At 44.5% G+C, this 24,056-nt stretch carries 19 protein-coding genes; 2 read left to right on the forward strand and 17 right to left on the reverse strand.

Annotation, left to right across the window (positions count from 1 at the left end; all coding sequences use genetic code 11):
• Positions 1-44: 44 nt before the first annotated feature.
• From MHI48_RS18355 to MHI48_RS18390, 8 genes are all read right to left on the reverse strand, one after another.
• The gene (locus MHI48_RS18355) at positions 45-1,979 is read right to left on the reverse strand and encodes a beta-glucoside-specific PTS transporter subunit IIABC (RefSeq protein ID WP_405141371.1); all 1,935 of its coding nucleotides are present in this window, start codon (positions 1,977-1,979) and stop codon (positions 45-47) included.
• 166 nt (positions 1,980-2,145) lie between these two features.
• The gene (gene licT, locus MHI48_RS18360) at positions 2,146-2,985 is read right to left on the reverse strand and encodes a BglG family transcription antiterminator LicT (protein ID WP_036613486.1); all 840 of its coding nucleotides are present in this window, start codon (positions 2,983-2,985) and stop codon (positions 2,146-2,148) included.
• A gap of 224 nt (positions 2,986-3,209) precedes the next feature.
• Entirely contained in the window at positions 3,210-3,515 is a 306-nt protein-coding gene (locus MHI48_RS18365; protein ID WP_036613484.1) for a hypothetical protein, read from the reverse strand.
• A 57-nt stretch (positions 3,516-3,572) separates the two neighbouring features.
• A complete protein-coding gene (locus tag MHI48_RS18370) occupies positions 3,573-4,133 on the reverse strand; it encodes an AAA family ATPase (protein WP_036613482.1) in 561 nt (186 codons plus the stop codon).
• Between the two features lie 165 nt (positions 4,134-4,298).
• A complete protein-coding gene (locus tag MHI48_RS18375) occupies positions 4,299-5,456 on the reverse strand; it encodes an acyltransferase (protein WP_143780982.1) in 1,158 nt (385 codons plus the stop codon).
• A 71-nt stretch (positions 5,457-5,527) separates the two neighbouring features.
• Positions 5,528-6,067, reverse strand: coding sequence for a GNAT family N-acetyltransferase (locus tag MHI48_RS18380; RefSeq protein WP_076250098.1), 540 nt, complete (start codon positions 6,065-6,067; stop codon positions 5,528-5,530).
• Entirely contained in the window at positions 6,042-6,515 is a 474-nt protein-coding gene (locus MHI48_RS18385) for a putative immunity protein (RefSeq protein ID WP_076250096.1), read from the reverse strand. The genes MHI48_RS18380 and MHI48_RS18385 overlap by 26 nt, the downstream gene beginning before the upstream one ends.
• A 114-nt stretch (positions 6,516-6,629) precedes the next feature.
• A complete protein-coding gene (locus MHI48_RS18390) occupies positions 6,630-9,251 on the reverse strand; it encodes a family 78 glycoside hydrolase catalytic domain (protein ID WP_341344031.1) in 2,622 nt (873 codons plus the stop codon).
• A gap of 242 nt (positions 9,252-9,493) precedes the next feature.
• On the opposite strand from MHI48_RS18390, the gene MHI48_RS18395 reads away from it, so the two are divergent.
• On the forward strand, positions 9,494-10,378 hold the full coding sequence (locus MHI48_RS18395; RefSeq protein WP_083669597.1) for an AraC family transcriptional regulator: 885 nt from the start codon (positions 9,494-9,496) through the stop codon (positions 10,376-10,378).
• A 9-nt stretch (positions 10,379-10,387) separates the two neighbouring features.
• On the opposite strand, the gene MHI48_RS18400 is transcribed toward MHI48_RS18395, so the two are convergent.
• The 8 genes from MHI48_RS18400 to zwf all read right to left on the reverse strand — a co-directional run bounded on the left by MHI48_RS18400 (position 10,388) and on the right by zwf (position 20,938).
• Complete coding sequence (locus MHI48_RS18400) at positions 10,388-10,954, reverse strand: 5' nucleotidase, NT5C type (RefSeq protein ID WP_047843459.1); 567 nt, start codon at positions 10,952-10,954, stop codon at positions 10,388-10,390.
• A gap of 168 nt (positions 10,955-11,122) precedes the next feature.
• Entirely contained in the window at positions 11,123-12,586 is a 1,464-nt protein-coding gene (locus MHI48_RS18405; RefSeq protein WP_076250093.1) for a glycoside hydrolase family 1 protein, read from the reverse strand.
• Between the two features lie 49 nt (positions 12,587-12,635).
• Positions 12,636-14,555, reverse strand: a complete 1,920-nt coding sequence (locus MHI48_RS18410; RefSeq protein ID WP_076250091.1) for a beta-glucoside-specific PTS transporter subunit IIABC — start codon at positions 14,553-14,555, stop codon at positions 12,636-12,638.
• 132 nt (positions 14,556-14,687) lie between these two features.
• A complete protein-coding gene (gene licT, locus MHI48_RS18415) occupies positions 14,688-15,542 on the reverse strand; it encodes a BglG family transcription antiterminator LicT (RefSeq protein ID WP_036613466.1) in 855 nt (284 codons plus the stop codon).
• Between the two features lie 333 nt (positions 15,543-15,875).
• A complete protein-coding gene (locus tag MHI48_RS18420) occupies positions 15,876-16,979 on the reverse strand; it encodes a metallophosphoesterase (protein WP_036672840.1) in 1,104 nt (367 codons plus the stop codon).
• A gap of 246 nt (positions 16,980-17,225) precedes the next feature.
• Positions 17,226-18,644, reverse strand: a complete 1,419-nt coding sequence (gene gndA / locus MHI48_RS18425; protein ID WP_036672842.1) for an NADP-dependent phosphogluconate dehydrogenase — start codon at positions 18,642-18,644, stop codon at positions 17,226-17,228.
• Between the two features lie 68 nt (positions 18,645-18,712).
• Positions 18,713-19,378, reverse strand: coding sequence for a fructose-6-phosphate aldolase (fsa, locus tag MHI48_RS18430; protein ID WP_036613461.1), 666 nt, complete (start codon positions 19,376-19,378; stop codon positions 18,713-18,715).
• 36 nt (positions 19,379-19,414) lie between these two features.
• Positions 19,415-20,938: a glucose-6-phosphate dehydrogenase gene (zwf, locus tag MHI48_RS18435; RefSeq protein WP_036613459.1), complete on the reverse strand. Its 1,524-nt coding sequence runs from the start codon at positions 20,936-20,938 to the stop codon at positions 19,415-19,417.
• 112 nt (positions 20,939-21,050) lie between these two features.
• On the opposite strand from zwf, the gene MHI48_RS18440 reads away from it, so the two are divergent.
• Positions 21,051-21,935: a LysR family transcriptional regulator gene (locus tag MHI48_RS18440; protein WP_036672843.1), complete on the forward strand. Its 885-nt coding sequence runs from the start codon at positions 21,051-21,053 to the stop codon at positions 21,933-21,935.
• Between the two features lie 95 nt (positions 21,936-22,030).
• Here MHI48_RS18440 and MHI48_RS18445 read toward each other — a convergent pair whose 3' ends face one another.
• Positions 22,031-24,046: a chemotaxis protein CheA gene (locus tag MHI48_RS18445; protein ID WP_036672845.1), complete on the reverse strand. Its 2,016-nt coding sequence runs from the start codon at positions 24,044-24,046 to the stop codon at positions 22,031-22,033.
• Between the last annotated feature and the right edge of the window lie 10 nt (positions 24,047-24,056).

The raw sequence follows: 24,056 nt of genomic DNA on the forward strand, positions 1-24,056 counted from the left end.
ATAAAGCTAATGTTCAGATTAATAAAATTCGCACTAAAGCAGAATTAACCTATAACCGTAACCAATTTATCCTTTTCTTGCACTTCACGACTTGTTGTTGCAACCACGTCCAAATAATCAGCCGTATTCGTTACAATAATCGGTGTTACGGTCTCATAACCCGCCTCAATAATGGCCTGCAGATCAAATTCAACGATCAGATCGCCAACACTCACACGATCCCCATCTTTCACATGTGCAGTGAAATGTTGACCTTTGAGCTGTACTGTATCCTGACCGATATGGATCAGAATCTCTACACCTTGATCATCTACAAGACCAATTGCATGTTTGGTACGATAAATCGTCTGTACCACACCATTAATCGGGGATACAACTCTCCCACTGGTTGGGCGAATAGCGATCCCTTTACCCATATGTTCACCAGCAAATGTAGCATCATTAATTTCTTGCAAAGGAACCACCTCACCCGTCATCGGGCTGGCAATTTCGTAGCGATTGTTTGGATTAGGCTCAAGTGCAGCCTTCTCTTCTTTTACTGGCTCTGGAGCCTGTTTGGCAGCCTCTGGATTAGCAGGATCTTTGAATCCTACAAAATAAACGAGAACAAAACCTAGTACAAAAGCAATGATAGTGGCAATCATGGCCATCCAGAATTCATAGTTGATTCCCTCTGTGGGACTAATCAGCGCTGGAACACCAAAGATTCCTGAAGCAAATACAAACATTTTGGAGCCAGCGAAGCCAATAATACCACCAGCGGTTGCAGAAGCAATACAACTCATAATAAATGGTTTCTTCAATGGCAAAGTAAGACCATAAATAGCAGGCTCAGTTACACCAAAAATCCCGGACACAAAGGCAGGAACACCCAGTGATTTGAGTTTGGTATTTTTCGTTTTAAGCATAACGCCAAGAACGGCACCAATCTGAGCAAAGGAAGCAGCAAACATCATAGCCAGAATCGGATCTGCTTTCAGTGTGGACAGATTAAGCAGCATGATTGGTACGATACCCCAGTGTAACCCGAAGATCACCAACACTTGCCACAATCCACCAACAACAATACCGGTTACCAACGGACTCAAGTCATAGATGCCCGATACCCCGGCACCAATCAGCTGACTTGCCCATGTCGCAATTGGACCAATCAAGAGGAATGTTACAGGGACAACAATCAGAATTGTAAAGAATGGCGTGAGGAACGTTCTCACAACAGATGGAATGATCTTTTTGAAGAACGCTTCTACCTTTGCTCCAAAATAAGCAGCAATAATAATCGGAATGACGGATGAGGAATAACTCATCAAGATAACGGGAATACCCAGGAACGTGATATGAATCGGTGATTCAAACAATGTGCCTGCAAACAGCGTATAGAGCGGTTCCCCACCACTAAGACCAGATAAGGTCGGATATACTAGTGATGCTCCGATGGCCATCCCGAGGAATGGAGATCCACCGAATTTTTTCATAGCTGTGTAACCCAGGAAGATCGGGAAGAAGTAGAACAGACAGTCTCCTGCAGCATTCAACAATTGATATGTTCCTGAAGCCGGGTCCAGCCATTCGAGAGAAGTAAACATGGACAGGAAACCTTTGATCATCCCTGTTGCAGCTAGCAATCCGAGAATTGGTGTAAAGACACCTGAGATCAAGTCAATAAACTGACCCAAGAGACTCTCCTTTTTACCGGAAGATTCTGAATCACTTGAGACCGGTTCATCCGCATTCATATTACCCACCTGTAACAAGGCTTTATAAACATCAGACACTTCGTTACCCACAACTACCTGGTATTGCCCCCCGCTTTGCATTACCGTTATGATTCCAGGCAGATTTTTGAGTTCGTCTGTTTTGGCATTATTGTCATTTTTTAATTTGAAACGAAGTCTGGTCGCACAGTGCACCACGCTGTTAATGTTCTGTTTTCCACCAACGCCAGACAGAATGTCTTTGGCTAATTGCTCGTGTTTCATGAAGTCTTTTCTTCCTTTCTGGCTAGACACGGATTCAAAGCATATTGGAGAGAATAAAAAAACCTGAACACTGAATGTATGGAACACCCGGTTAACGGTATGTTCAGTCATTCAAGCGTTCAGGTTTTGCCCTAGTGGTTGCAACCCTGCAAGCTGATCTATGGGATTATTCAGAAGTTGCATTCACAACTCTCTCAATATGAATCGTTAAGTACATCAATTCTTCGTCAGTTAGTTGATACGTGTAGTTGCTTTCAATGAATTTCTTGATTTTCTCCGAGCACTTGTGCGCTGCTGGATACTTTTTCTGAATCATCAGGAACAATTCATCATCGTTGTTGCTCTTGTAATGTTTTCCCTTAACCAAACGTTGGGCGAAAAACTTCAAATGCGTCACAAAGCGATAAAATGTCAGTGAGTTCTCATCAAAATCAATCTTGAAATGATACTTGATGATTGTCAAGATTTCCTGCATGACCTGCGTCATACTCTTGATGTTGGGCATTTCTTCGTTCAAAGCTGCATTGACAAAGTGAAGTGCCATAAAACCGGCTTCGTCCTCGGGCAAGATCACACCAAATTGATCACAGATCATATTGAGCGCTTCCATTCCGACTTCATATTCCTCTTTGTATAACTGCTTTGTCTCCCAGATTAAGCCGTTGCGTATAGGCAGATTCTTGCGATACCGCTCAATGGCAAAGTGAATATGGTCTGTGAGATGTAAGTAAATGCTCTCATTTAATTTCTTGCCAAGTTTTAATTTGGCGTAAGCGATGATTTCCTCGGATACTTTCATGTATTCCAGAGGAATGCTTGAGATTAATGCCTTGAAGTTTTCCTGAATATCTTCATTCTGTAAAGTAAATATCTTGTCGATATGCTGCTCGGAAACCATATCACCCGCCCGCTTCTGATAAGCAATCCCCCGGCCAATGATAATAACTTCCTGCTCGTCATTCATTGCAACTACAGCATTATTGTTCAGCACCTTCTCGATTTTCACTTTATCACTCCAATATACAGAAAAAGACAAACCAATCCCTTTTCTCAAGGTATACGGCTTTGCCTGATTCAACAGTTACAACCCGATATGTTGTACGCGCTTCCCTCATATTATTACAAATTTCTACACAGTGCAACAAAAAGTTAATATCGAATTAGCATGACTCCTGATCTAGGTAAATATACTCACAGGAGTGAGCAAATCAAGAATTATTTTACAGGAATTCACGGTTTATTGTTTTTGTTGTCTTTCTCCAGGTCTGCTTCAATTTTTCGATTAATCATGTCCATTTCTTCTGAATCCAAACGATCGACTTGAGTGTATTCTTTATCCATTTCGTACTCCTGCGCCTCGCCTTTGTTCATTAGGCCCAGGTGATTCTTAATATCCCGGATATCTTCACGCATATGCATCGTCTGACGGTAATGATCTATCACAAGTGCGAAAACAATGCCCCCAGCCAAAATCGGACCGAATGGGATCAGATAACATAGAACAAGTCCTATGAGCAAAAATATAACAAAGTACATGATGTAGTGCCCCTCTCATATAAAGTAACTTATCTGCTAAGTTAGACGTTTCTCAGATTACAAATTAAAGCGTTCCTGGATTAACTGGGCCACTTCATCCGGACTCTTGTGGGTGTTATCAATCCGTATGTAGTGCTCATGCTTGATTTCTCCCGGTTCCGAATTCAATCGATATAGCTTCATCGTATCAAGCAAATCTCGCTCAGACCACGCGATGTCTCGCTTTGTTGGCTTATGCAGCAGCCGATGCGGACTCTTGTTACGCTCCAGTCTTTCTGATGCATCAGCCTCCAGTTCCACATAACAGACCTGTCCTCCATTAGATTCGAATAACTCGCTGATTTGACGAATGTACTCTCCGTCTTGCTTCAGGTCAAATGCCCACACAAATGTGAAAATTAAACCCGGCAGGTCACTCTTTGCCACTTCTTCGAAAATCTCCTGACGGAACAGACTTACCAGTCTTTTGCCTTGTGGTGTGCCATAGCTGAAGAAAGGAGACACCAATTCAATCGTCATATGGTTATGAAACAATTTAAGCTTTGTTATCTTCTCCAGTTCTTGCCCAACCGTCATTTTGCCCACAGCCTGCGGACCAAAAATAATCACCAATTTCATTTGATCACTCCTGACAAGGTGGTGTTCATTCCATTAATTCAATTTTATGGACATTAAACTCTATAATACCTTCTTTAGGGCAAATAAAAAAGAGGTTTCAAGTGATTCCCTCAACGGGTGAGGGCTTGAAAACTCTTATCTTAAATGAAATATGTTTATTTTAACTTAACGTCCAATCAGTACCCATCCCCACTTCATCCGGCGCAAACCCATCGCACAGATCCATGAGATCAGGAGCGCCACAATATAAGATAGTATGATGCCCACGCTGAAGTGGCGAGCCAGGTCATCTGTGAATTCACGTCTCCAGAAGAGCAATACGAGTGGATGCATTAAAAATACACCGAACGCAACTGTACCCAAGGAGTCCAGAATACGAGTAGCTTTACGAACCTCGGTATGTTTTCCTGTGCCGATTCGTTCACTAAAGATCAACAGGAGCAAGCAGGCTGACAAGGTAAACAGATTACGGAACAGGAACAGCACGGTATAGGTAATAAGCGGGTATGCAGCAAAAGTGGTTTTGATATAAGCATTACCATATATAAAAATGGCACCTCCACCTAACAACGCAGCTATGAGCACATAACGGTGAGTATACAGTTTGCTCAATGCCCACTCAAAGTTCAACCCAACCCATGCGCCAAATCCAATCACGATCAGATAACTGGGTAACAAACTTCCTGTCCGTTCGAAGTGAAACTGCAAATGTAGTGCATAGAAGATCGCTTGGCCAGCAATAAAGAATAATGGCAAGTACCGATTAAACAAACGATGGCGTATAAGGGACAGAAGCCATGGAAAAACGATATAGAATTGAAGAATAATCAGAAAAAAGTACAAGTGCGTATGAGCGGTTCCCATCACTAATTGTTTGGCAAATTGAACACCATGGGTCAAAGGTTCTTTGCCCGCAAGCAACTGTTTAATGGCAAAGTAGATAAGGGACCACACCACATAGGGTACAAATACATTAAATAAACGCTTCTTATAAAAAGCGAGCATCCAACCCTTTTCATTCACCTTGGAGTTGTAGTTGTAGAACAAGACTAGGGATGACAGAAACAGAAACGCTGGAACGGCAAATTGCAAAAACGTGTTCCAGAAATAATACACATCATGATCTAATGTATGCTTGGGGTAATGCGCAACTGCTGTTGAAGTTGCATGAATAGCTACTACTGCCATGATGGCAAAAGCACGATAGAGATCCAGATACTCAATACGCCGGGGCCGATTAACCGGTTGATTCATAAAGATAACCTCACTTGTGCCTGATATGGGATGATAGTTTCCGGCCGCAATCCAGATTCTATGCTTCATTTTAATCAGCACACGAGGGTAATACAATCATAATCCATATTATTTTCGTTTTATTTCATCATTATTCTGCATTATTCGACATTCTCTATCCAGAATCGTTCAACAACGTTGCCATTGGACTCCACATAGTCTTCATCCCGAATGCCACCATTTCGAAGGATAACCCTTCTGGAAGGCTCATTAACCGCATCACATACGATCAATACTTTGGTGATTCCAAGCTCTCTCGTTTTCTCCAAAGAAAGCCTGAGAATTTCGGAACCATAGCCATTGTGCCGCTCTCCTGGACGAATACCATATCCAATATGTCCTCCACTGTTGAACAATTTATCGTTAAGCTCATGCCTTATATTCACAGCACCCACGATTTGTTGACTCTCCGTGACCAGCCAATATGTACTGTCTTTGACCCAGCCCTCCGGGATGTCGATCCCTTGTTCATTGCGTTGCAAAAATGCCAACATCTCATCGAACGCATAAGGATCTTTGGAAATGACCCAAGGTACCATCAATTCTCCACTTCTGACCCAGTCTTCATAAAATGCCAAATACGCTTCCTTATATGCTCGTGATGGTTTAATTAATCTAACGTGTTCTTTCCCCATTATCATTACACCCTCCCAACAGATATTGATATTGCCACGTTCTCTCTTCCAAGACACGACGTTCTTGTTCTTCCATCAGAGAGTCATAAAAGATAGCTTTCACTGCATAGGTTGCGGCATGTACCGCATGGCCTTTGACATGGGCCGTTGCAGCTGCGTGTCCCGCCGCACGAGAGGCAGCAGAGGCAGCGACATGATCGGCTTCCCGTGCAGCAGCATGAGCTGCAAAAGCCGCCTTTCGTGCATCAACCATGGCAATCTCTCCACGGATCCAACCTCTTCCTGCATCAATGGCATCACGTGCGCGGAGATCCTCCGTCTTCTTCTCAAATATATACAAGACACGTGCCGCACACTCCGCAGCCCAACAGGCCAATGTGTGGTGATCCTGTTGCTTAGCCAAATCCTCTATTTCACTACGTAAAGGTGCATCTTTGAATGCAGGTTTTGCCATGGTCATGCTCCTTTCATTGTTCAAATACTACAAATTTACTCTCAACAAGTTCGAAAAAGGACCTGCGTGTGTGCAGATCCTCTTCAAGTGTACATCTTACCACTTATTCTATCATTATACGGACTCTGTCAATGTAGCCTCCTGAACATCCCGATCCTTTTTCGCATCCGTGTCTTTGTACGTAAATTGGTAACTTCCAGATCCAAGTGTGACTTCAACATCGTCTCCAATGTTTTGAATATCCTGAACTCCACTTATCTGATCCAACTGATCCAACGGTTTCCCTTGTTCCAGAACGATCTGTGCACCTGCTCCAGGAAGACGTACCGTACCTCTCGTGTTGGCGGGAATATGCACCCGTATATCCATTTTACCATCCGCCAACCGGTGCCAGCTTGAAGCAACATGACCATACATCGTCTCCAGACTCGCTTCCACCCAATCCAGTCCAGGTCCGGGTTGCGGCTCGATATGCACCATTCGGAATCCTGGCTGATGTTCATCGGACCGAATGCCGGCAACGTAACGATACAACCATTCTCCAATCGCTCCGTACGCATAGTGGTTAAATGAGTTCATATCAGCACTCCAGAGACTGCCATCCTCTTTTATCCCATCCCAATGTTCCCAGACGGTCGTTGCGCCTTGAGTCACCTGATATAGCCAGGACGGATAATCCTCTTGAAAAAGTAATGTATAAGCCAGGTCGTGAAGACCTGCATCACTCAATACCGGATTCAGATAAGGTGTGCCCACGAAACCTGTAGTAAGATGATTGCCCGCCTCTTTCACGAGTTTTGCCAATTGATCAACAGCACGAGTGCGGGCAGTCGCGTCCAGCAGGTCAAATTGAAGCGCAAGAACATGTGCTGTTTGCGTAGGAACAGCAATTTTCCCAGCTGGAGTCACGAATTCATTTCTAAACGCATGAACAATGTTTGTGTGCAACTCCTTGAAATATTCAGCATCATCTGTCTTTCCAAGGACCTCAGCCGCTTTTTGAGTTAACGAAACCGAATAGGCATAGAAGGCAGATGCCACATAATCCGTGTCCGTTGCGCCAACATAACTATCAGGCTTGGAGTCCAGTCCCAGCCAATCGCCAAAGTGGAATCCCGTGTTCCACAGATACGGATTGTCACCCTGCACATGAATATACTCGATCCACTGCTTCATACTCTCATATTGTTCGGCCAATAATCTGGCATCCCCATACATCTCATAGATGGTCCAAGGACAGATAACTGCTGCATCCCCCCAAGCGGCGGAAGAATGACTGGTGTCTCCCCACCCTTCTGAGGTGGAACCTCTCAGATCTGGAACGAAGAATGGAATACCTCCATCTTCTCCCTGATCCGCTTCCAGATCCCGCAGCCATTTGGTGAAGAAGGGAGCCGTATTCATCAGGTAGGAGGACGTGCGGACAAACATCTGTGCATCCCCGGTCCATCCGAGCCGTTCATCCCTCTGTGGACAGTCTGTCGGCACATCAAGGAAATTCCCCTTTTGCCCCCACAATATATTGTGATGCAGTTGGTTTACCAGCGGACTGGAGCATGAGAACTGACCTGTTTGCTCCATATTCGAGTGCAGTACTATTCCGGTGAATTCATCCAGACGAACGTGTTCCGGAAAGCCAACCAGCTTCACATAGCGGAACCCTTGGAACGTAAAATGTGGTTCAAATGATTCCACGCCATCCCCCTTGCACGTGTAGCGAATACACTGCTTGGCGGCGCGAAGATTATCGGTGTAAAAGTTGCCTTCATGATCCAATATCTCAGCATGGTGCAGCTCAACCGTCTGACCCGCCTCACCTTGAATGCTGAATCTCACCCATCCCACCATATTCTGCCCCATGTCTACTACACGATCTCCCTGTGGGGTTGTTAACAAGGCGATTGGCTGTAGCTGTTCTACTTGGGTAACGGGTACGTTCTCCTGAGCAACGATGATATCTTTGGGATGATCCAGTACGTTCACGGGTGACCAATTCGTCTGAGATGAATCCGACCAGTCGGACTCCATTTGTGCATCATACGTCTCCCCCATATAGATGTCCGACATACGAATGGCACTAGGAGCAGCGGTCCAATCCCCATTGGATATAATACATTCCTCTGATCCATCTGCGTATTTCATATGCAGTTCCAGCAGCAATGCGGACGTTGAACCAAATATCTCCCGTTCTTTGTTCCAGCCAAGATATCCTCGGTACCAGCCATCTCCCAGATTAGCACCTAAAGTATTCTGTCCATCCTGAAGCAGGTGGGTAACATCATAGGTTTGATATTGTAATCGCTTACGATAAGAGGTCCAACCAGGTGTAAAATAATCTTCTCCTACTCTTGTGTTGTTCATATGCAACTCGTATAATCCAAGTGCTGTAACATATATGCGGGCAGAAGTAACAGGTTGTTTCACATTAAACTGCTTGCGCATACGCGAGCATGACGTATCTCCATCATCTGATGGTTTAGCTGTGATCCATTCTGCTTGCCACTTGTTATGACTATCCATAAGTCCCATCTCGAAATAAGCCGTTTCGGACCAGCCCGAATCATTTCCTGCATCATCCCATGCCTGAATCCGGTAATAGTATCGCGTTTGCGGGGAAGGCTGAAAATGGTTTAATTCCACATGTATGGATTGATCCGTGCTTATCTTGCCAGAATCCCATGCAATCTCATCAAAATCTTCTGACAGGGATAGCTGGATCTGGTATGCGGATTGCATGCAGTTCCGACGATCAGACTGTAACTGCCAGCTTAATCTCGGTGATTTGACATCAAGGCCTATCGGGTTGATTCTATACTCACAGCGAAGGTGACTAACGTTGAACATTAGCAGATCGTCCTTTCCATCTTGGCTTCCCATTCGGGGTTACGATATAATTATATCGATCCTGTTGCCCTAAATACCCGGTAATCAGGACTATTTCATCCGGTGATTCAGCCATCTGTGCGAGGAGGTTGCTTGTGAATTCATCTGTACAACTCATGAAAAGTGAATACTTTCTGCATAATCATTTGCAACTTTTTGTCAATCGTTGCTCTGAAGATTTTGTGCTTCCTTTTCACGCACATGATTTTATTGAATATAGCTACGTTGCCGAAGGAAAGGGCTTTCATCATATCGGTGAAGATGTCATTCCGGTGACAAAGGGGATGCTGTTTGTCATTCCTGTCGGCGTTCCTCATGTCTTTCGTCCTGTCAGCACCAACGTAACCGAGCATCCGTTAATTATATATAATTGCTTATTTAATGCTGAATTGATCCACACGCTGACAGCAATCATTCAGGAAAAAGAAATCATTCAACATCTGATGGATCTGGAACAAAATCAGGTTCCTTATATATCCGTTGTGGATCACAACGACCGGATTGAAGAACTAATGGTGAAGCTGTACCGTGAATCCTCCGTTCCGGGAATCGGTTCGTCTACCATGTTATACACCTTGGTAAGCCAGTTGGTATTGATGACCTACAGACAACTTTATCAAAAGGATCATGATGAAGAGCATCATTCCACCGGTTTTGATTACATCCTTCACTATATCAAGGAACACGTGAGCAACCGTATTCGAATGTCTGATCTGGTACGTGTATCGGGCTGGAGCGAGAAGCAAATTGGGCGAATGTTTCTGCGACATACCGGACAGAACTTTAGCGGCCACCTGCAACACCTCCGTATACAAAAAAGCTGTGAACTGCTTAAGAGTTCACAGCACAAAGTCAGCCTGATTGCAGAGCTGGTTGGATATCGGGATATGGATTCATTCTATGCTGCATTCAAAAAAATAACAGGCGAAACACCTCTCGCCTATCGCAAAAAATCCAGAGCACAGCACTCTGGACAATAAGATTTACTTTCAGACACCAACAACCTGTAACACTTCATCTATGTATGCCTTGGCCTCTTTCCATGAAGACATCAACGGAAAGTTGTATCGCTCACGCTCCTGTATATTCCATGGATGTGGGATACAGATGACCTTTTTGCCGTCCTCATGCGCGGGAATCAGGTTATGTGCTCCATCATCAATGAGCAAATCAAAAGCGAGCAGGTTTTTTCTTTTGCATGTAATAAACTGTTCTGCGGTTATAAAAGGCATATGCTGCTGAAGCCAGTTCCACTTCTCAACGACTGTTCTTGGTTCTGCTGCCGTCACAACAATAACATCATAAGCATCGTTCAGCTTTCGCATCTCATCTACAACATACTCGTCGTACAATTCCAATTCCTCGAACAGACCCGGCCGACCATAAAATACATCATGCGTGCTCTCTGGATGACGCAAATGGGATGTATCCCAATGAATCATATCCTCATAGCGCAACGGATGGGTCGGGAAGTTGAGGTTGTTGTGATATATAGCCCGCTTGACCAGATGACATATCGTGTCATCCATATCTACAGCAATAATAGGCTTCTTCATGGTTATCCCTCCCCCAATACGAACACAGTATACCATCCAGAATGTTATGTAGTCATCTTTTTTACCTTGAAATGCCAATAGCGTTGATGAGAATTCTACCTGATCATATTAAAAAGGCGCCCCGGCGCCGTAATACCAGCTACGCCCGGAGTGCCTATATAGATTAATCTATTCCAAGTTCTCACCATTCGAGGCAATGACTTTTTGGTACCAGCCAAAGCTCTTTTTCTTATAACGATTCAATGTGCCTTGTCCGTTGTCATCCTGATCCACGTAGATCACGCCATAACGTTTGGACATTTCCGAAGTGGATGCACTGATGATATCAATCGCTCCCCAGTTGGTATATCCCATCAGGTCCACTCCGTCCATAACGGCTTCTTTCATTTGTGTAATATGTTTTCTCAGATAATCAATCCGGTAATCATCGTTGATGGAACCGTCTGCTTCAACGGTATCTTTGGCACCAAGGCCGTTCTCTACCACAAACAATGGCAGTTGATAACGGTCATACAGCTCTTTCAGTGCAACGCGTAGGCCGATCGGATCAAGCTGCCAGCCCCACTCTGTACGCTCCAGATTCGGGTTCTTGATCGTACTGTACAGGTTACCTCCAGTTACTCCATATTCCTCCGGGTTCACTGCGGACACCAAGGATGTGTAATAACTGAATGAGATGAAATCAACCGTGTGCTCACGCAGGATCTGCTCATCTCCTGGTTCCATGGCAATGGTAATCCCGTTCTCTGACCAGTACCGAGCCATAAACGTTGGATAACTACCACGAACTTGTACATCTGTATGCAACAGGTTCAGCTGATTATCGATCTGTGCTTGCAGCACATCCTCTGGCTTCGACGTCGCCGGGTAGTGAATCATACGCGCAAGCATACATCCGATCTGGAAGTTCGGGTTAATCTGACGTGCTCTCTCTGTCACCAGGCTGCTGGCTACAAATTGATGATGAAGTGCCTGATAAGAAGCCTGCATCGTGTTCTCAACTCGGTCTTCAATAATACCGCCGCCTGTGAACGGTTCAATAATGGTTGTGTTAATCTCATTAAACGTCAACCAGTATTTAACCTTGTCCTTGTATCGGGTCATCACCGTTTCCGCATATCTCACAAAATGTCCAATCACTTCGCGACCAGCCCAGCCGTTATATTTCAGGACAAGTGCCATAGGCATCTCATAATGCGAGAGGGTTACAAGTGGTTCGATATCGTATTTACGGAGTTCATCGAACACTTCGTCATAGAAGCGCAGTCCCTCTTCATTCGGCTCGGCATCATAACCATTCGGAAAAATACGCGGCCAGTTAATGGACAGACGGAATGTCTTGAAGCCTAGCTCAGCGAACAGCGCAATATCCTCTTTGAAACGGTGGTAAAAATCAATCCCGTAACGCTTCGGATAACCTTCTGCACTGTGATGTGCCATTGCTTTCTCAACCGTTGCACTGGTAACATGCATCAGTTCTCTAAGGTTGGTGTAGTCCTTTTTCTCAAAATAAGGAACCATGTCGGCTGTCGACCATCCTTTGCCACCAGCATCGAATCCACCTTCAGCCTGGTTGGCGGCAATAGCGCCGCCCCATAGAAAACCTTTCGGAAACCCTTGTCGATTAATCATTCGTATCTCTCCTTCTTTTGTTGATATTGTTAGTCCTAAGACGGACAGTTTAGATCTCAGCTTTCAAGACGTCTTCACCCATCGTGATTTCGCCCAATTTCACAGGTAGAACCTGCTTGTAATCAGCCGTATTGGTAACAACCATAGCGGTTGTAATATCGTATTCTTTTGCAATCTCGGCCAGTTCAAACGTGAGTAATTTGTCTCCAGCCTGTACACGTGCTCCTGTAGCAACATGTGCATCAAAATACTGTCCACGCAGCTTCACCGTGTTAATTCCAACATGAATCAACAATTCCATTCCGTTATCACTGCGGACAACGATTGCATGTTTTGTTTTGAACACATTCATGATGGTACCTGTCACTGGAGAAACCAATTCACCCACCGTTGGAACAAATGCCACACCTTTACCCATCAATTCATCACCAAATGTTGGATCATTGACTTCTTTGAGCGGGATGGATTTACCTGTCATCGGTGCAACAGCTACTGCATCACTCGTTGGTGTTGGATCGCCCATGTCGTCCACATTTACGGTTGTAGCATCGTTGGAAACAACTTTCGCTGCTGCTGTAGAAGCACCCGGTGAGAATTGAGCCAACGCCTCTGCGTCTCCTTCTTCTTCCTTGATACCAAATATCGTAGACATGATCGCACCCACGATAAAGGCCAAAATCATACCCCCAAAGGAATACCAGAAGGTCTGTCCGATCAGGGAAGGAAGTCCTGGGAGACCACCATTACCCGCAAGAACGTAAGCTTTCGCGCCAAAAGCAAGGGCGAATCCGCCACCCACTGCACTACCAATCATGGCTGCGGCAAATGGTTTTTTGTATTTCATATTTACGCCGTACATAGCTGGCTCCGTTACACCCATGAGTGCGGTAAAGCTCGTGGACAATGCCACCGTTTTGAGTTTTTTATCTTTTGCCCGGAAGAATACGCCGAGTGTTGCACCAGCCTGACCCATATTGGAGATAAAGGTCAATGGCAAGAATTTATCAAAGCCCAGTGTAGCGATATTACTCAGGATGATCGGCACAAGTGCATAGTGCATTCCTGTCATAATAATGAGCGCCATCGCGCCGCCAAGAACAATACCTGCAATCAATCCGCCTTCATTCAGCAGCCAGTTGATGCCGCCAGACAATCCGCTACCTACAAATGTACCCAATGGACCGATCGCAATCAGCGTTACCGGAACCATAACAAGTAAGGTAATCAACGGCACAAGCAATAGTTTGAGTGCAGCAGGGATAACACGGTCAACCCATTTCTCAACATAGGACATCAACCATACTGCAAGAAGAATCGGGATAACCGATGAAGCATAACTTACTGCTGTAACCGGGATTCCCAAGAATCCAACCGATTCACCGCTTGATAACAATGCTGTCATGTCTGGATACATGAGTGCCGTACCTAGTGCAATCGCAACAAACGGGTTACTGCCGAATTTACGAGCAGCGCTGACTGCAATCAGTAAAGGCAGGTAGTGGAATACGCCGTCACCAATGGCTGAAAGAATACGATACGTATCCGTTCCGGCAGACATCCAACCTACGGACACGAATAGTGCAAGTAATCCTTTGAGCATACCTGCCGCAGTAATCGCTGGAAGCATTGGAGCAAAGACACCTGCGATTGTTTCAAAAATTTTCAGCACGACATTTTGTTTTTTATCCGACTTTGGCTCTTTCTTTTCTGTAGTTTGCTGGATTGCTGGATTTTCCCTCACCATGGCATCGAATACTTTTGCCACATCATTACCGATAATGACCTGGAATTGATCGCCGGAAATATTCGTTCCCATGACCTTATCCAGTTTCTTGAGTGAGCCGTTATCAACTTTCTCGTTGTCTTTTAGATCAAAGCGCAAACGTGTGACGCAGTGATAAACTGAGTTAATATTGTTTGTTCCCCCAACGGCTTTAATGATTTCCTGCGCCGTATCCTGATGTTTCATGATGTTTTCCTCCTCATTTTTCCAATAAAAAATACCCGAACGAATCTAGCGCATATGGATGGCGCCATCTCATTCGGGTATTGCCTGATTGAACAGTAACAAGCCCATAGGATATCCAGTTGTAATTTGATTCTATTGCGTGGACTTTTCGTCCCGCTTGGTTTTCATCAAACGTTCCAGATGGAGCGTTAGATATAACTGCTCAGAGTGAGTCATGTCATACTGATAGTTCTTATGGATAAAAGTCTCGATCTTGCCAATACATTTGAATGTCTCCGGATAGTTTTTCCGAACCACTTCATATAAATACTCCTCAGCATCATCATGTGAAGAATGTGTAATGACACGCTGACAGAAATATTTCAAATGGGTGATGAAGCGGAAATAATTGACGCTATCTTCATCCAATTCGACGTTGAAGTGATATTTGATGATATTCATGATCTCCTGCAACAGCTGCATCAGATGGGTGACATCGTTCATGGAATCATTGACTTCCGCATTGATGAAATGTAAGGCAATATTACAGATTTCATCTTTGGGAAACTCAATATCCAGTCTTTCCTTCAGCAAGGTCAGTGCTTCTCTGGCCACATCATACTCCGCCTTATAGAAGTGCTGAACTTCCCAAGAAAGTGGATTTCGAGTAATCATTCCTTTTTCCAAGCGCTGAACAGCAAAGTGAATGTGATCAGATAGCGAGACATAGATCCCGTCACTGATGGTTTTGTTCAATTGCGTTCGTGCCAGTGTCACAATATCATCTGTTGCCTGCAGAATCTCAATCGGCACTTCAGCTACGATGGATTTGAATTTCTCATAAATCGATGCATCCTGAAGACGAAATACCTTCTCAATCCGCTCTTCATCAATCTCATCGCCTGCTTTGAACTTAAATCCGATACCCCGGCCGAGGATCAGTAGTTCCTGATTTTTGTCATCCACGGTACTGACAATATTGTTATTAAATATCTGTTTAATAATCATTATGGACCCACCTGGTTTTTTTTGAGGAATAAAAAAGGGCAAAACCAAAACAGAAATAATAAAATCATTTCCATAGTGGTTTTGCCCGCATTACCGGTAACAAGCCTCGGATATAATTTATCATAACCTGAAAACGGTGTCAACCCAAAAATCCTACTATTGCTATTCCACTTCATTCCCTTACATGAGTCTTTTCCCTAAGCTTCCACGTTTAAGGGTGCATATGCTTTAGTATTAACATTTTGGAGCAGATTCAAACGAAATCAACCAATAAGCATCACTTGATCACTTGCTTCGAACAAAAAAGACCCTTCTCTCGAAGGGCCCACCGTATTATTGCTGGAACGTAACATTAATCTGTACAATCTCCGAACGACTACTAGTACGAATTGGAGGTCCCCAGAATCCAAATCCTGACGTTACGATGGAGTGCATAGAGCCCTTTTGCAGATAACCCCAATCATTCTCGTAGATCGCTTGTGTAATGAACTGAGCCGGTGCAATCTGACCACGATGGGTGTGACCAGATACGACCAGATCTACATTATTCTGCTCCGCAATATCCAGATCATACGGCTGGTGATCCATCATAAGTACCGGTTGGTTCAAGTCAGTACCTTGCATTAACGTAGCTACTTCTGCCCGATCCTTCTCTGTTCGGTCTTTCCGACCAATGAGGGTGATCTTGTCATTCAGCACGATCTTGTCATCGTACAAAACTTGCATGTTGCTCTTCTCCAGCGCAGCAATCAGATCTTCAATCGGACCATCGAACTTATCGTGATTCCCGAGTGAAGCATAGACGCCGTATGGAGCCTGAATGTCACTGATAATATCGGCAATTCCGCTATTGAGGTACATATCCAGATTGTCATCAATAATATCTCCAGGATACAGCACCAGATCCGGCTTCAGTGCATTAATTTCCTCCACCATGCGTTTGGCATGTGCAGGGCCAGATAGAAGTCCGAAGTGCATATCGGCAGCCATGACAATGTTGAGCTTGTCTACACCTTCTACTTTTTTATCAATCTGGATATTATATGTTCTCACTACAGGGCTGTAAGCGTTGAAAATTCCGTAACCCAATGTGGACACTAACAGCACCAGCGTAACAACTCCCGCCCATTTCTGTGTGTGATGTCTTGGAATACGGGTTAATCTCAGCAACCACATCGTGAGGTGGACGACGGGCAGGATCAACAATAACAACGAGAAGATTGCCAGCCAGTAAGAACCGATGATACCAAGGAACGAAATGCTTCCAAATACCCGTGCCAAAATGAAGGAAACGGCAAGGAATACAAGCGCTATAATATAAAACCATCGAAATCTGGCGGACACAACTGGTTTCATCCAACTCCAACCGCTCCAACCTATGTAGAACACTAATAAACCGTATACGACCAAAAACAATATACCCGCTAATACAAACATGCCCGGTCTAACCTCCACGTCAATAAGTTGTATTCTGAATTTTCATTACGGACACAGGTCCGTCTGAACAAGTATAACGTAGTTGAAGGGTCAGATCATCTGTTTGCCAAACCCAGATTCGTACATTTTATTACAATTTGATGATATTCAAATTCGAACCATTAACGAGAAAAAGCATTCCCGCTGCCGCCCTGAATAATTAAATTCAAGGACAACTGCAGGAATGCTATATTTTCGAAATTAAAATTACTCGTTAGTGTCCATCCACTGGAAGTGGAATGAACCTTCTTTGTCAACACGTTTGAATGTGTGAGCACCGAAGTAGTCACGTTGAGCTTGCAGCAAGTTTGCTGGCAAACGCTCTGTACGGTAGCTGTCGTAGTAAGACAGTGCGCTGGAGAATCCAGGTACTGGAATACCTTGTTTTACAGCAGCCGCTATAACTTCACGCCATGCACCTTGATAAGATTCAACGATGTTTTGGAAGTAAGGATCCAAGAGCAGGTTTTTGAGTTCTGCATCTTTGTCATATGCTTCTTTAATGTTTTGCAAGAACTGCGAACGGATGATGCAACCACCACGGAAGATCATGGCAATGTTACCGTATTTCAGATCCCAGCCGTATTCATCGGAAGCTGCACGCATTTGTGCAAATCCTTGTGCATAGGATACGATTTTACTTGCAAACAATGCTTTACGCACGTTCTCGATGAACGCTTTTTTGTCGCCGGAGAACGCTTCAGTCGCTGGTCCATTCAGGATTTTGCTAGCTGCTACACGCTCGTCCTTCATCGCAGAGAGGAAACGGGAGAATACGGATTCCGTAATCATGGACAATGGAACGCCGAGATCCAGCGCACTTTGGCTTGTCCATTTACCTGTTCCTTTTTGTCCAGCCGCGTCCAGAATAACGTCAACCATTGGTTTGCCTGTTTCTGGATCGTATTTGGAGAAAATATCTGCCGTAATTTCGATCAGGTAGCTATCCAGCTCCCCTTGATTCCACTCGGTGAAGATCTCATGCAACTCTTCAACGGAAACGTTCAATACGGATTTGAGCAAGTGATAAGCTTCACCAATCAACTGCATATCTCCGTACTCGATACCGTTATGCACCATTTTCACATAGTGTCCGGCACCGTCTGGTCCGATATATGTGCTGCAAGCGTCATCGCCAACTTTGGCAGAGATCGCTGTAAGGATCGGTTCTACCAACTGATAAGCACTTTCCTGACCGCCGGGCATGATTGCCGGGCCTTTCAGTGCGCCTTCTTCACCACCGGATACACCTGCTCCGATGAAGCGGAAACCTTTTTCTTCCAGTTCTTTACTGCGACGTTGTGTGTCAGGGAAGTAAGCATTACCTCCATCGATAATAATGTCGCCTTGATCCAGATGAGGAAGCAGTTGCTCGATCGTTGCATCTGTTGCTTTACCTGCTTGCACCATGATCAGAATTTTACGCGGAGACTCCAGGGATTCCACGAATTCTTCAATAGTGAACGCACCTGTCAGGTTTTTACCTTCTGCTTCTTTCAGAAGATCGTTCGTTTTCTCCGGGGAACGGTTAAATACCGATACCGAGAAACCTTTGCTTTCAATATTCAAAGCCAGGTTTTTACCCATTACTGCCAATCCAATAACACCAATCTGTTGTTTACTCATTATGTCCTCCCAATGCTCCATGATTTATATAGTTTTATTGTAAGTTGAAACGAATATATGTTCAGTGATTATTGTACTGTTTTTTTCCAGTCAGCTGCAAATTTGTCCATACCTTGATCTGTCAGTGGGTGTTTGGAGATTTGTTCAATGACGGAGAATGGAACAGTAGCAATATGCGCTCCCGCCATTGCTACACGTGTAACGTGATCCGGATGTCTTACAGAAGCCGCAATAATCTGTGCATCCAGGTTATGTGTACGGAACAATTCAGCAATTTTGGTAACCAATTGTACGCCATCCTCGGAGATATCATCAAGACGTCCCAGGAATGGGGATACATATGTCGCACCAGCACGAGCAGCCAGAAGCGCCTGGTTCACAGTGAAGATCAACGTTACGTTGGTTTTCACGCCTTTTTTGGTCAAGTAACGGCAAGCTTCAAGTCCTGCAAGTGTCATTGGCAATTTGATCGTGATGTTTTTGTCACTGTTGTTAATTTTGATCAATTCGTCTGCTTGTGCGATCATTTCTTCAGCAGTAAGGGCATCTGGTGTCACTTCCGCAGAAACGGACTCCACTTCAGGTACCAAACGCAAGATTTCTTCAATACGATCTTCGAATTTCACGCCTTCTTTAGCTACCAAAGATGGGTTTGTTGTTACGCCAGACAATACGCCGATTTTGTATGCTTTTTGGATATCTTCCACGTTAGCTGTATCGATAAAAAATTTCATGATTAAATTACCTCCAGATATATTTTTTATTTTGGTTTAGAGATTCGCATTAACCGCCAAGGGTATGCTATTTGTAACTACAGACTCCTGATCCGCCGGCTCATCAAACCACCAGTGGTGACCTTCTTCTTCAAGCATAACATCTGATTCAACCGGTCCATAGCTACCCGCAGGATACAGGTGAAGTGGTAACAAATTTTCCTGGAATGCATCCAGAATTGGCTGCACCCACGCCCATGACAATTCTACTTCATCCCAGTGGGCAAAGAAGGTTGGATCACCCAGCAAAGCATCACGAATCAGATTCTCGTAAGCTTCCGCGAGGTCACCTTTATCCGGAGAAAGATCGATGTGAACCGGTTTGAATTCACCTTTATTCTCAGGATCACTTGCATTAAGTTGCAATGTCATGCTCTGATCCGGACTCATCTCAATGACGAGCAGGTTTGGCTTGGAACCTTTGTTTTTCAGCACATTTGTCTGTCCTGAAGGTTCTTTGAATTCAATCACGATACGTGTTGATTTCTCCTTCATTCTTTTACCCGTGCGAATGTAAAACGGAACACCACGCCAGAAGAAATCATCAATTTGCAATTTGGCAGCAATGAATGTGTCATTCATCGTATTCTCGGCTACACCCGGTTCAGCAGTATAAGCATTTACCGGTTTACCTTGAATGTTGCCTTCTGCATACTGTCCACGGATGATGTTTGCGCCCACAGTTTGTTTTTGTAACGGCTGGATCGATTCCATAATGTGTTTTTTCTTCAATCCAACTTTTTCGGAAGTACTGTTGTATGGAAGCTGAATCGCCATCATCATGAGCAATTGCAACATATGATTCTGGAACATGTCTCGCACTGCACCAACATGATCATAATAGGATGCACGTTCTTCGACACCTACAGTCTCATTTGCCGTAATTTGCACATTGGAGATGTAACGGTTGTTCCATAACGCCTTCATGATTGGGTTACTCTGATGCAACGTCTCCAGACGCTGTACCATCGGTTTGCCCAAATAGTGGTCAATCCGATAAATCTCTTCCTCCGTGAACGATTCGCTTAATTTGCGATTAAGGTCTCTCGCAGACTGTAGATCGTGACCAAATGGCTTCTCGATAACGAGGCGTTTCCATCCCTCTGTGGAACCCAGTCCACTTTCTTGAATGTTCTCGGCAATCGGTTCGAAAAATTCCGGACCAACCGAGAGATAAAACAAGCGATTGGACGGAATGCCAAGTTCAGCTTCTCTTTGTTCAACTAATCCCAACAGCTTTATATAATCTTCCTTATGGCTTATATTCAATACACTGTAGCGGAAAGCTTTCACAAATGACTTCACAACTTCAGGATCAGCCTGGCGTCTGGAAAATTCATTAAGTGATTTTTCCACTTGTGCCTGAAAGAATTCATCAGACCAATCTCTACGCCCCAGACCAATCAATGAGAAGGTTTCAGGAAGCTTCTGCTCAAGATATAAGTTATATAAGGCAGGATATATTTTTCTTTTGGCTAAATCGCCAGTAGCACCAAATAAAACAATGGTAGTTGGTTCCATCTTACCGTTCTCCTTCCAAGTAACTCTGGTTTCTTTGTTGTAGTTACACTATAATACGTTTTATAGCTATACAAGTAATTAATATATTTCACAGGAGCTATAGACCACATCTATGACTACAAATTACGAACTATATAAAGTCTTTTATTGGGCCGCCAAAACGGGAAGTTTGACACAGGCTGCGAAAGCACTATATATCACTCAACCCAGCGTCAGTCATGCCATTAAGCAATTGGAAGAGAGCTTTGGTCTTACCTTGTTTTATCGAAATTCCAAGGGTGTAGCGTTGACACAGGAAGGTGCCAGTCTATACTCCTATATTGAACAATCCCAGATTCTGATCTCACTTGCGGAAGAAAAAATGGCCGCACTGAAGAATCTCGACAATGGTGAACTCCGGATTGGTGGCAGTGACTCCCTGTTCAAGCATTACATGCTGGCGTATCTAGAGGAATTCCACACCTTGTACCCTAACATCAAGCTACATCTGAGTCATGGAACCACGCCGGAAGTGATTACCTTTCTGAAAGAAGGCAAGATTGATCTTGGTGTTGTTCGGATGCCCATTGTTGATCCACAGCTAGAAGTCAGGGAAAGTATTCAGTTGAAGGACTGTTTTGTAGCCGGGGAACGTTATGCTCAGTTGAAGGGGAAAGTCATGACACTTGAGATGCTTCTGGAGCATCAACTGATTCTCTTCTCCCGAAACAGCCGGGTTCGGATGGCTATAACCGAGTTGTTTAACAGCTATAATTACACGTTGAAACCTGAGATTGAGGTCGGTAGTGTTGATCTGTTGATTGAGTTTGCGCGTCGAGGACTGGGGATTTCCTATGTTACACGTGAATTTATATCCAAAGAGCTGGAGGAAGGTTCTCTCTTCGAAATTCAGCTTGATGTCCCGCTCCCCCCTTCCCATGTGGGGATTATGACCAAACGCAATATGCCGATTTCTCTAGCTGCCAACCGGTTTATGGATCTCATTTTCAAATCCTGAGTGGTATAATGCCAAAAAGTACAACAAAGAGCCCCACCATCCAGTTATGGATAATGAGGCTCTTTGGCCTGCATAATATTTGTGTTATCTAACGATTAAAGACTCACCAGATAGGACGCGTCCAATATAAGGGCAACCTTACCATTACCGAGGATCGTTGCTCCAGATAGATGGTTCATCGCTCCCAGATACGTACCGAGTGTCTTAATAACAACTTCCTGATTCCCGATGATCTCATCTACTGCGTAAGCTGCAATTTTATCAACAGATCGCACGATCACCAATGGAATGGTTTTGGATTTACGGTCCGTTCGTGGATAGTTGAGCCTGTCGCACAGTCGGTGAAAAGGTACAATTCGTCCATGATTCAGGATCGCTTGTTGCCCCTGGATCATCTGAATATCTTCAGGTGAAATTCGAACAATCTCAGCAACATTATACATCGGCAAGATCAGCACACGGCCCGACACTCTGACTAACAGACCTTTAATAATCGCCAAAGTAAGGGGTAGACGAATCGTAAACGTGGTACCAACACCAACCTCTGTGTCAATATCAATGATACCGTTGAGGCGCCCGATCTGACTACGCACGATGTCCATTCCAACACCGCGCCCTGATACTTCACTGACAGAAGAAGCTGTGGAGAAACCGGGCTCAAATATGAGATGGACAGATTCCTGTGTTGTTAGACGTGCAGCCTGTTCCTCACTAATGATACCTTTGCCCAAGGCGGAAGCTTTAATCTTCTCACCATCGATACCTTTGCCATCATCCGAATAACGAATAACAACATGATTTTCTTCATGAAATGAAGTTAAGGTAATTCGTCCTTTGGACGGCTTGTCGAGCTCCGCTCGAACCTCTGCACTTTCAATGCCATGATCTGCACTGTTGCGGATGAGATGGATCAGCGGGTCACTTAGTTCTTCAATAATCATCCGGTCAAGCTCCGTCTCTCCACCTTGAATAACCAGTTCCAGGTCTTTACCCAGCTTCTGCGAAAGGTCACGAACCAATCTCGGGAAGCGACTGAATAGTTGATCAATAGGTAACATCCGTGTCTTCATTACACCTTCTTGAAGTTCCTTGATCACCCTGCCCATATGATCGGATACACCACTAATAGTCCGGATGAGTGTTGAAGACTCCTTACGCGCACCCGATCCACTCAGATCTGCAAGGGATGTCTGATCAATTAACAGTTCACCGACCAAATTCATCAAATGGTCCAGACGTTCAACACTCACACGAACTGTAGGTTGAGCAGCTTTCACTTTCTCATCCGGCCCAGTTGTATTCACGGTAGGAAAGCTTTGTTTCGTTTGCTCTGTTTCAGAGATTAATTCAAGTGGTGCAGAAGTCGCTGCAACCTCATTGGATTCCAGCAGATATGGATCAATCTCCAGCATATGAATATCCGAATCTGAAGACAGCTCTGCCTTAAGCTGCTGTGGGTCCTTCGACGTTGCTACGATGATGATGAACTGACCATAATGATCATCTTCATTCTGCGCGCCCGGTTGACTCTCCATGAGCGAAGTAGCGATAACCGTACCACAGATGTCCTCGATACGTTGTCGTAAAATATGATATCTGGCCGCTTTCATCATGCACTTCTGCTCCAGCACGATATGAATGGACAATAACTGCTTGCCTGACACTATAGCCACCTGTGCCACAATCGATTCTGCTGGTTGCAATTGAGGTACTTTAAGTTGCCCTACTACTGCCGGGGTCTGAATTAAATCCTTTATTTCTCGTACTACCGCTCGAAAGTCTGCATAGGCTTCCCCACGGATGTACTGATCACGAAGCACCTTCATGGCGTCCAAAGAGCGGAACAACGTATCAATTAGCTCCGAAGTCATCTCCGGTTTTTTCTCCCGGACCCATTCAAGAGCATACTCCACTTCATGCGTAAGGTCGCTTAATTCACGGAAATCCATAGTGGATGCCGATCCCTTGATGGTATGGGCTGCCCGAAACAGCGTCTGAACCAGTTCTACAGAAGGTGAAAGCTCCAATGCCAATAAAGACTGATCCATACGTTCCAGTTGATCATTCAGTTCTTCGATAAAGATGTCACGGTAGGCAGACAAATCCATCATTCGTGTATTC

The sequence above is a fragment of the Paenibacillus sp. FSL H7-0942 genome (assembly GCF_045040715.1).
In the GTDB taxonomy this organism is placed as follows: Bacteria; Bacillota; Bacilli; order Paenibacillales; family Paenibacillaceae; genus Paenibacillus; species Paenibacillus amylolyticus.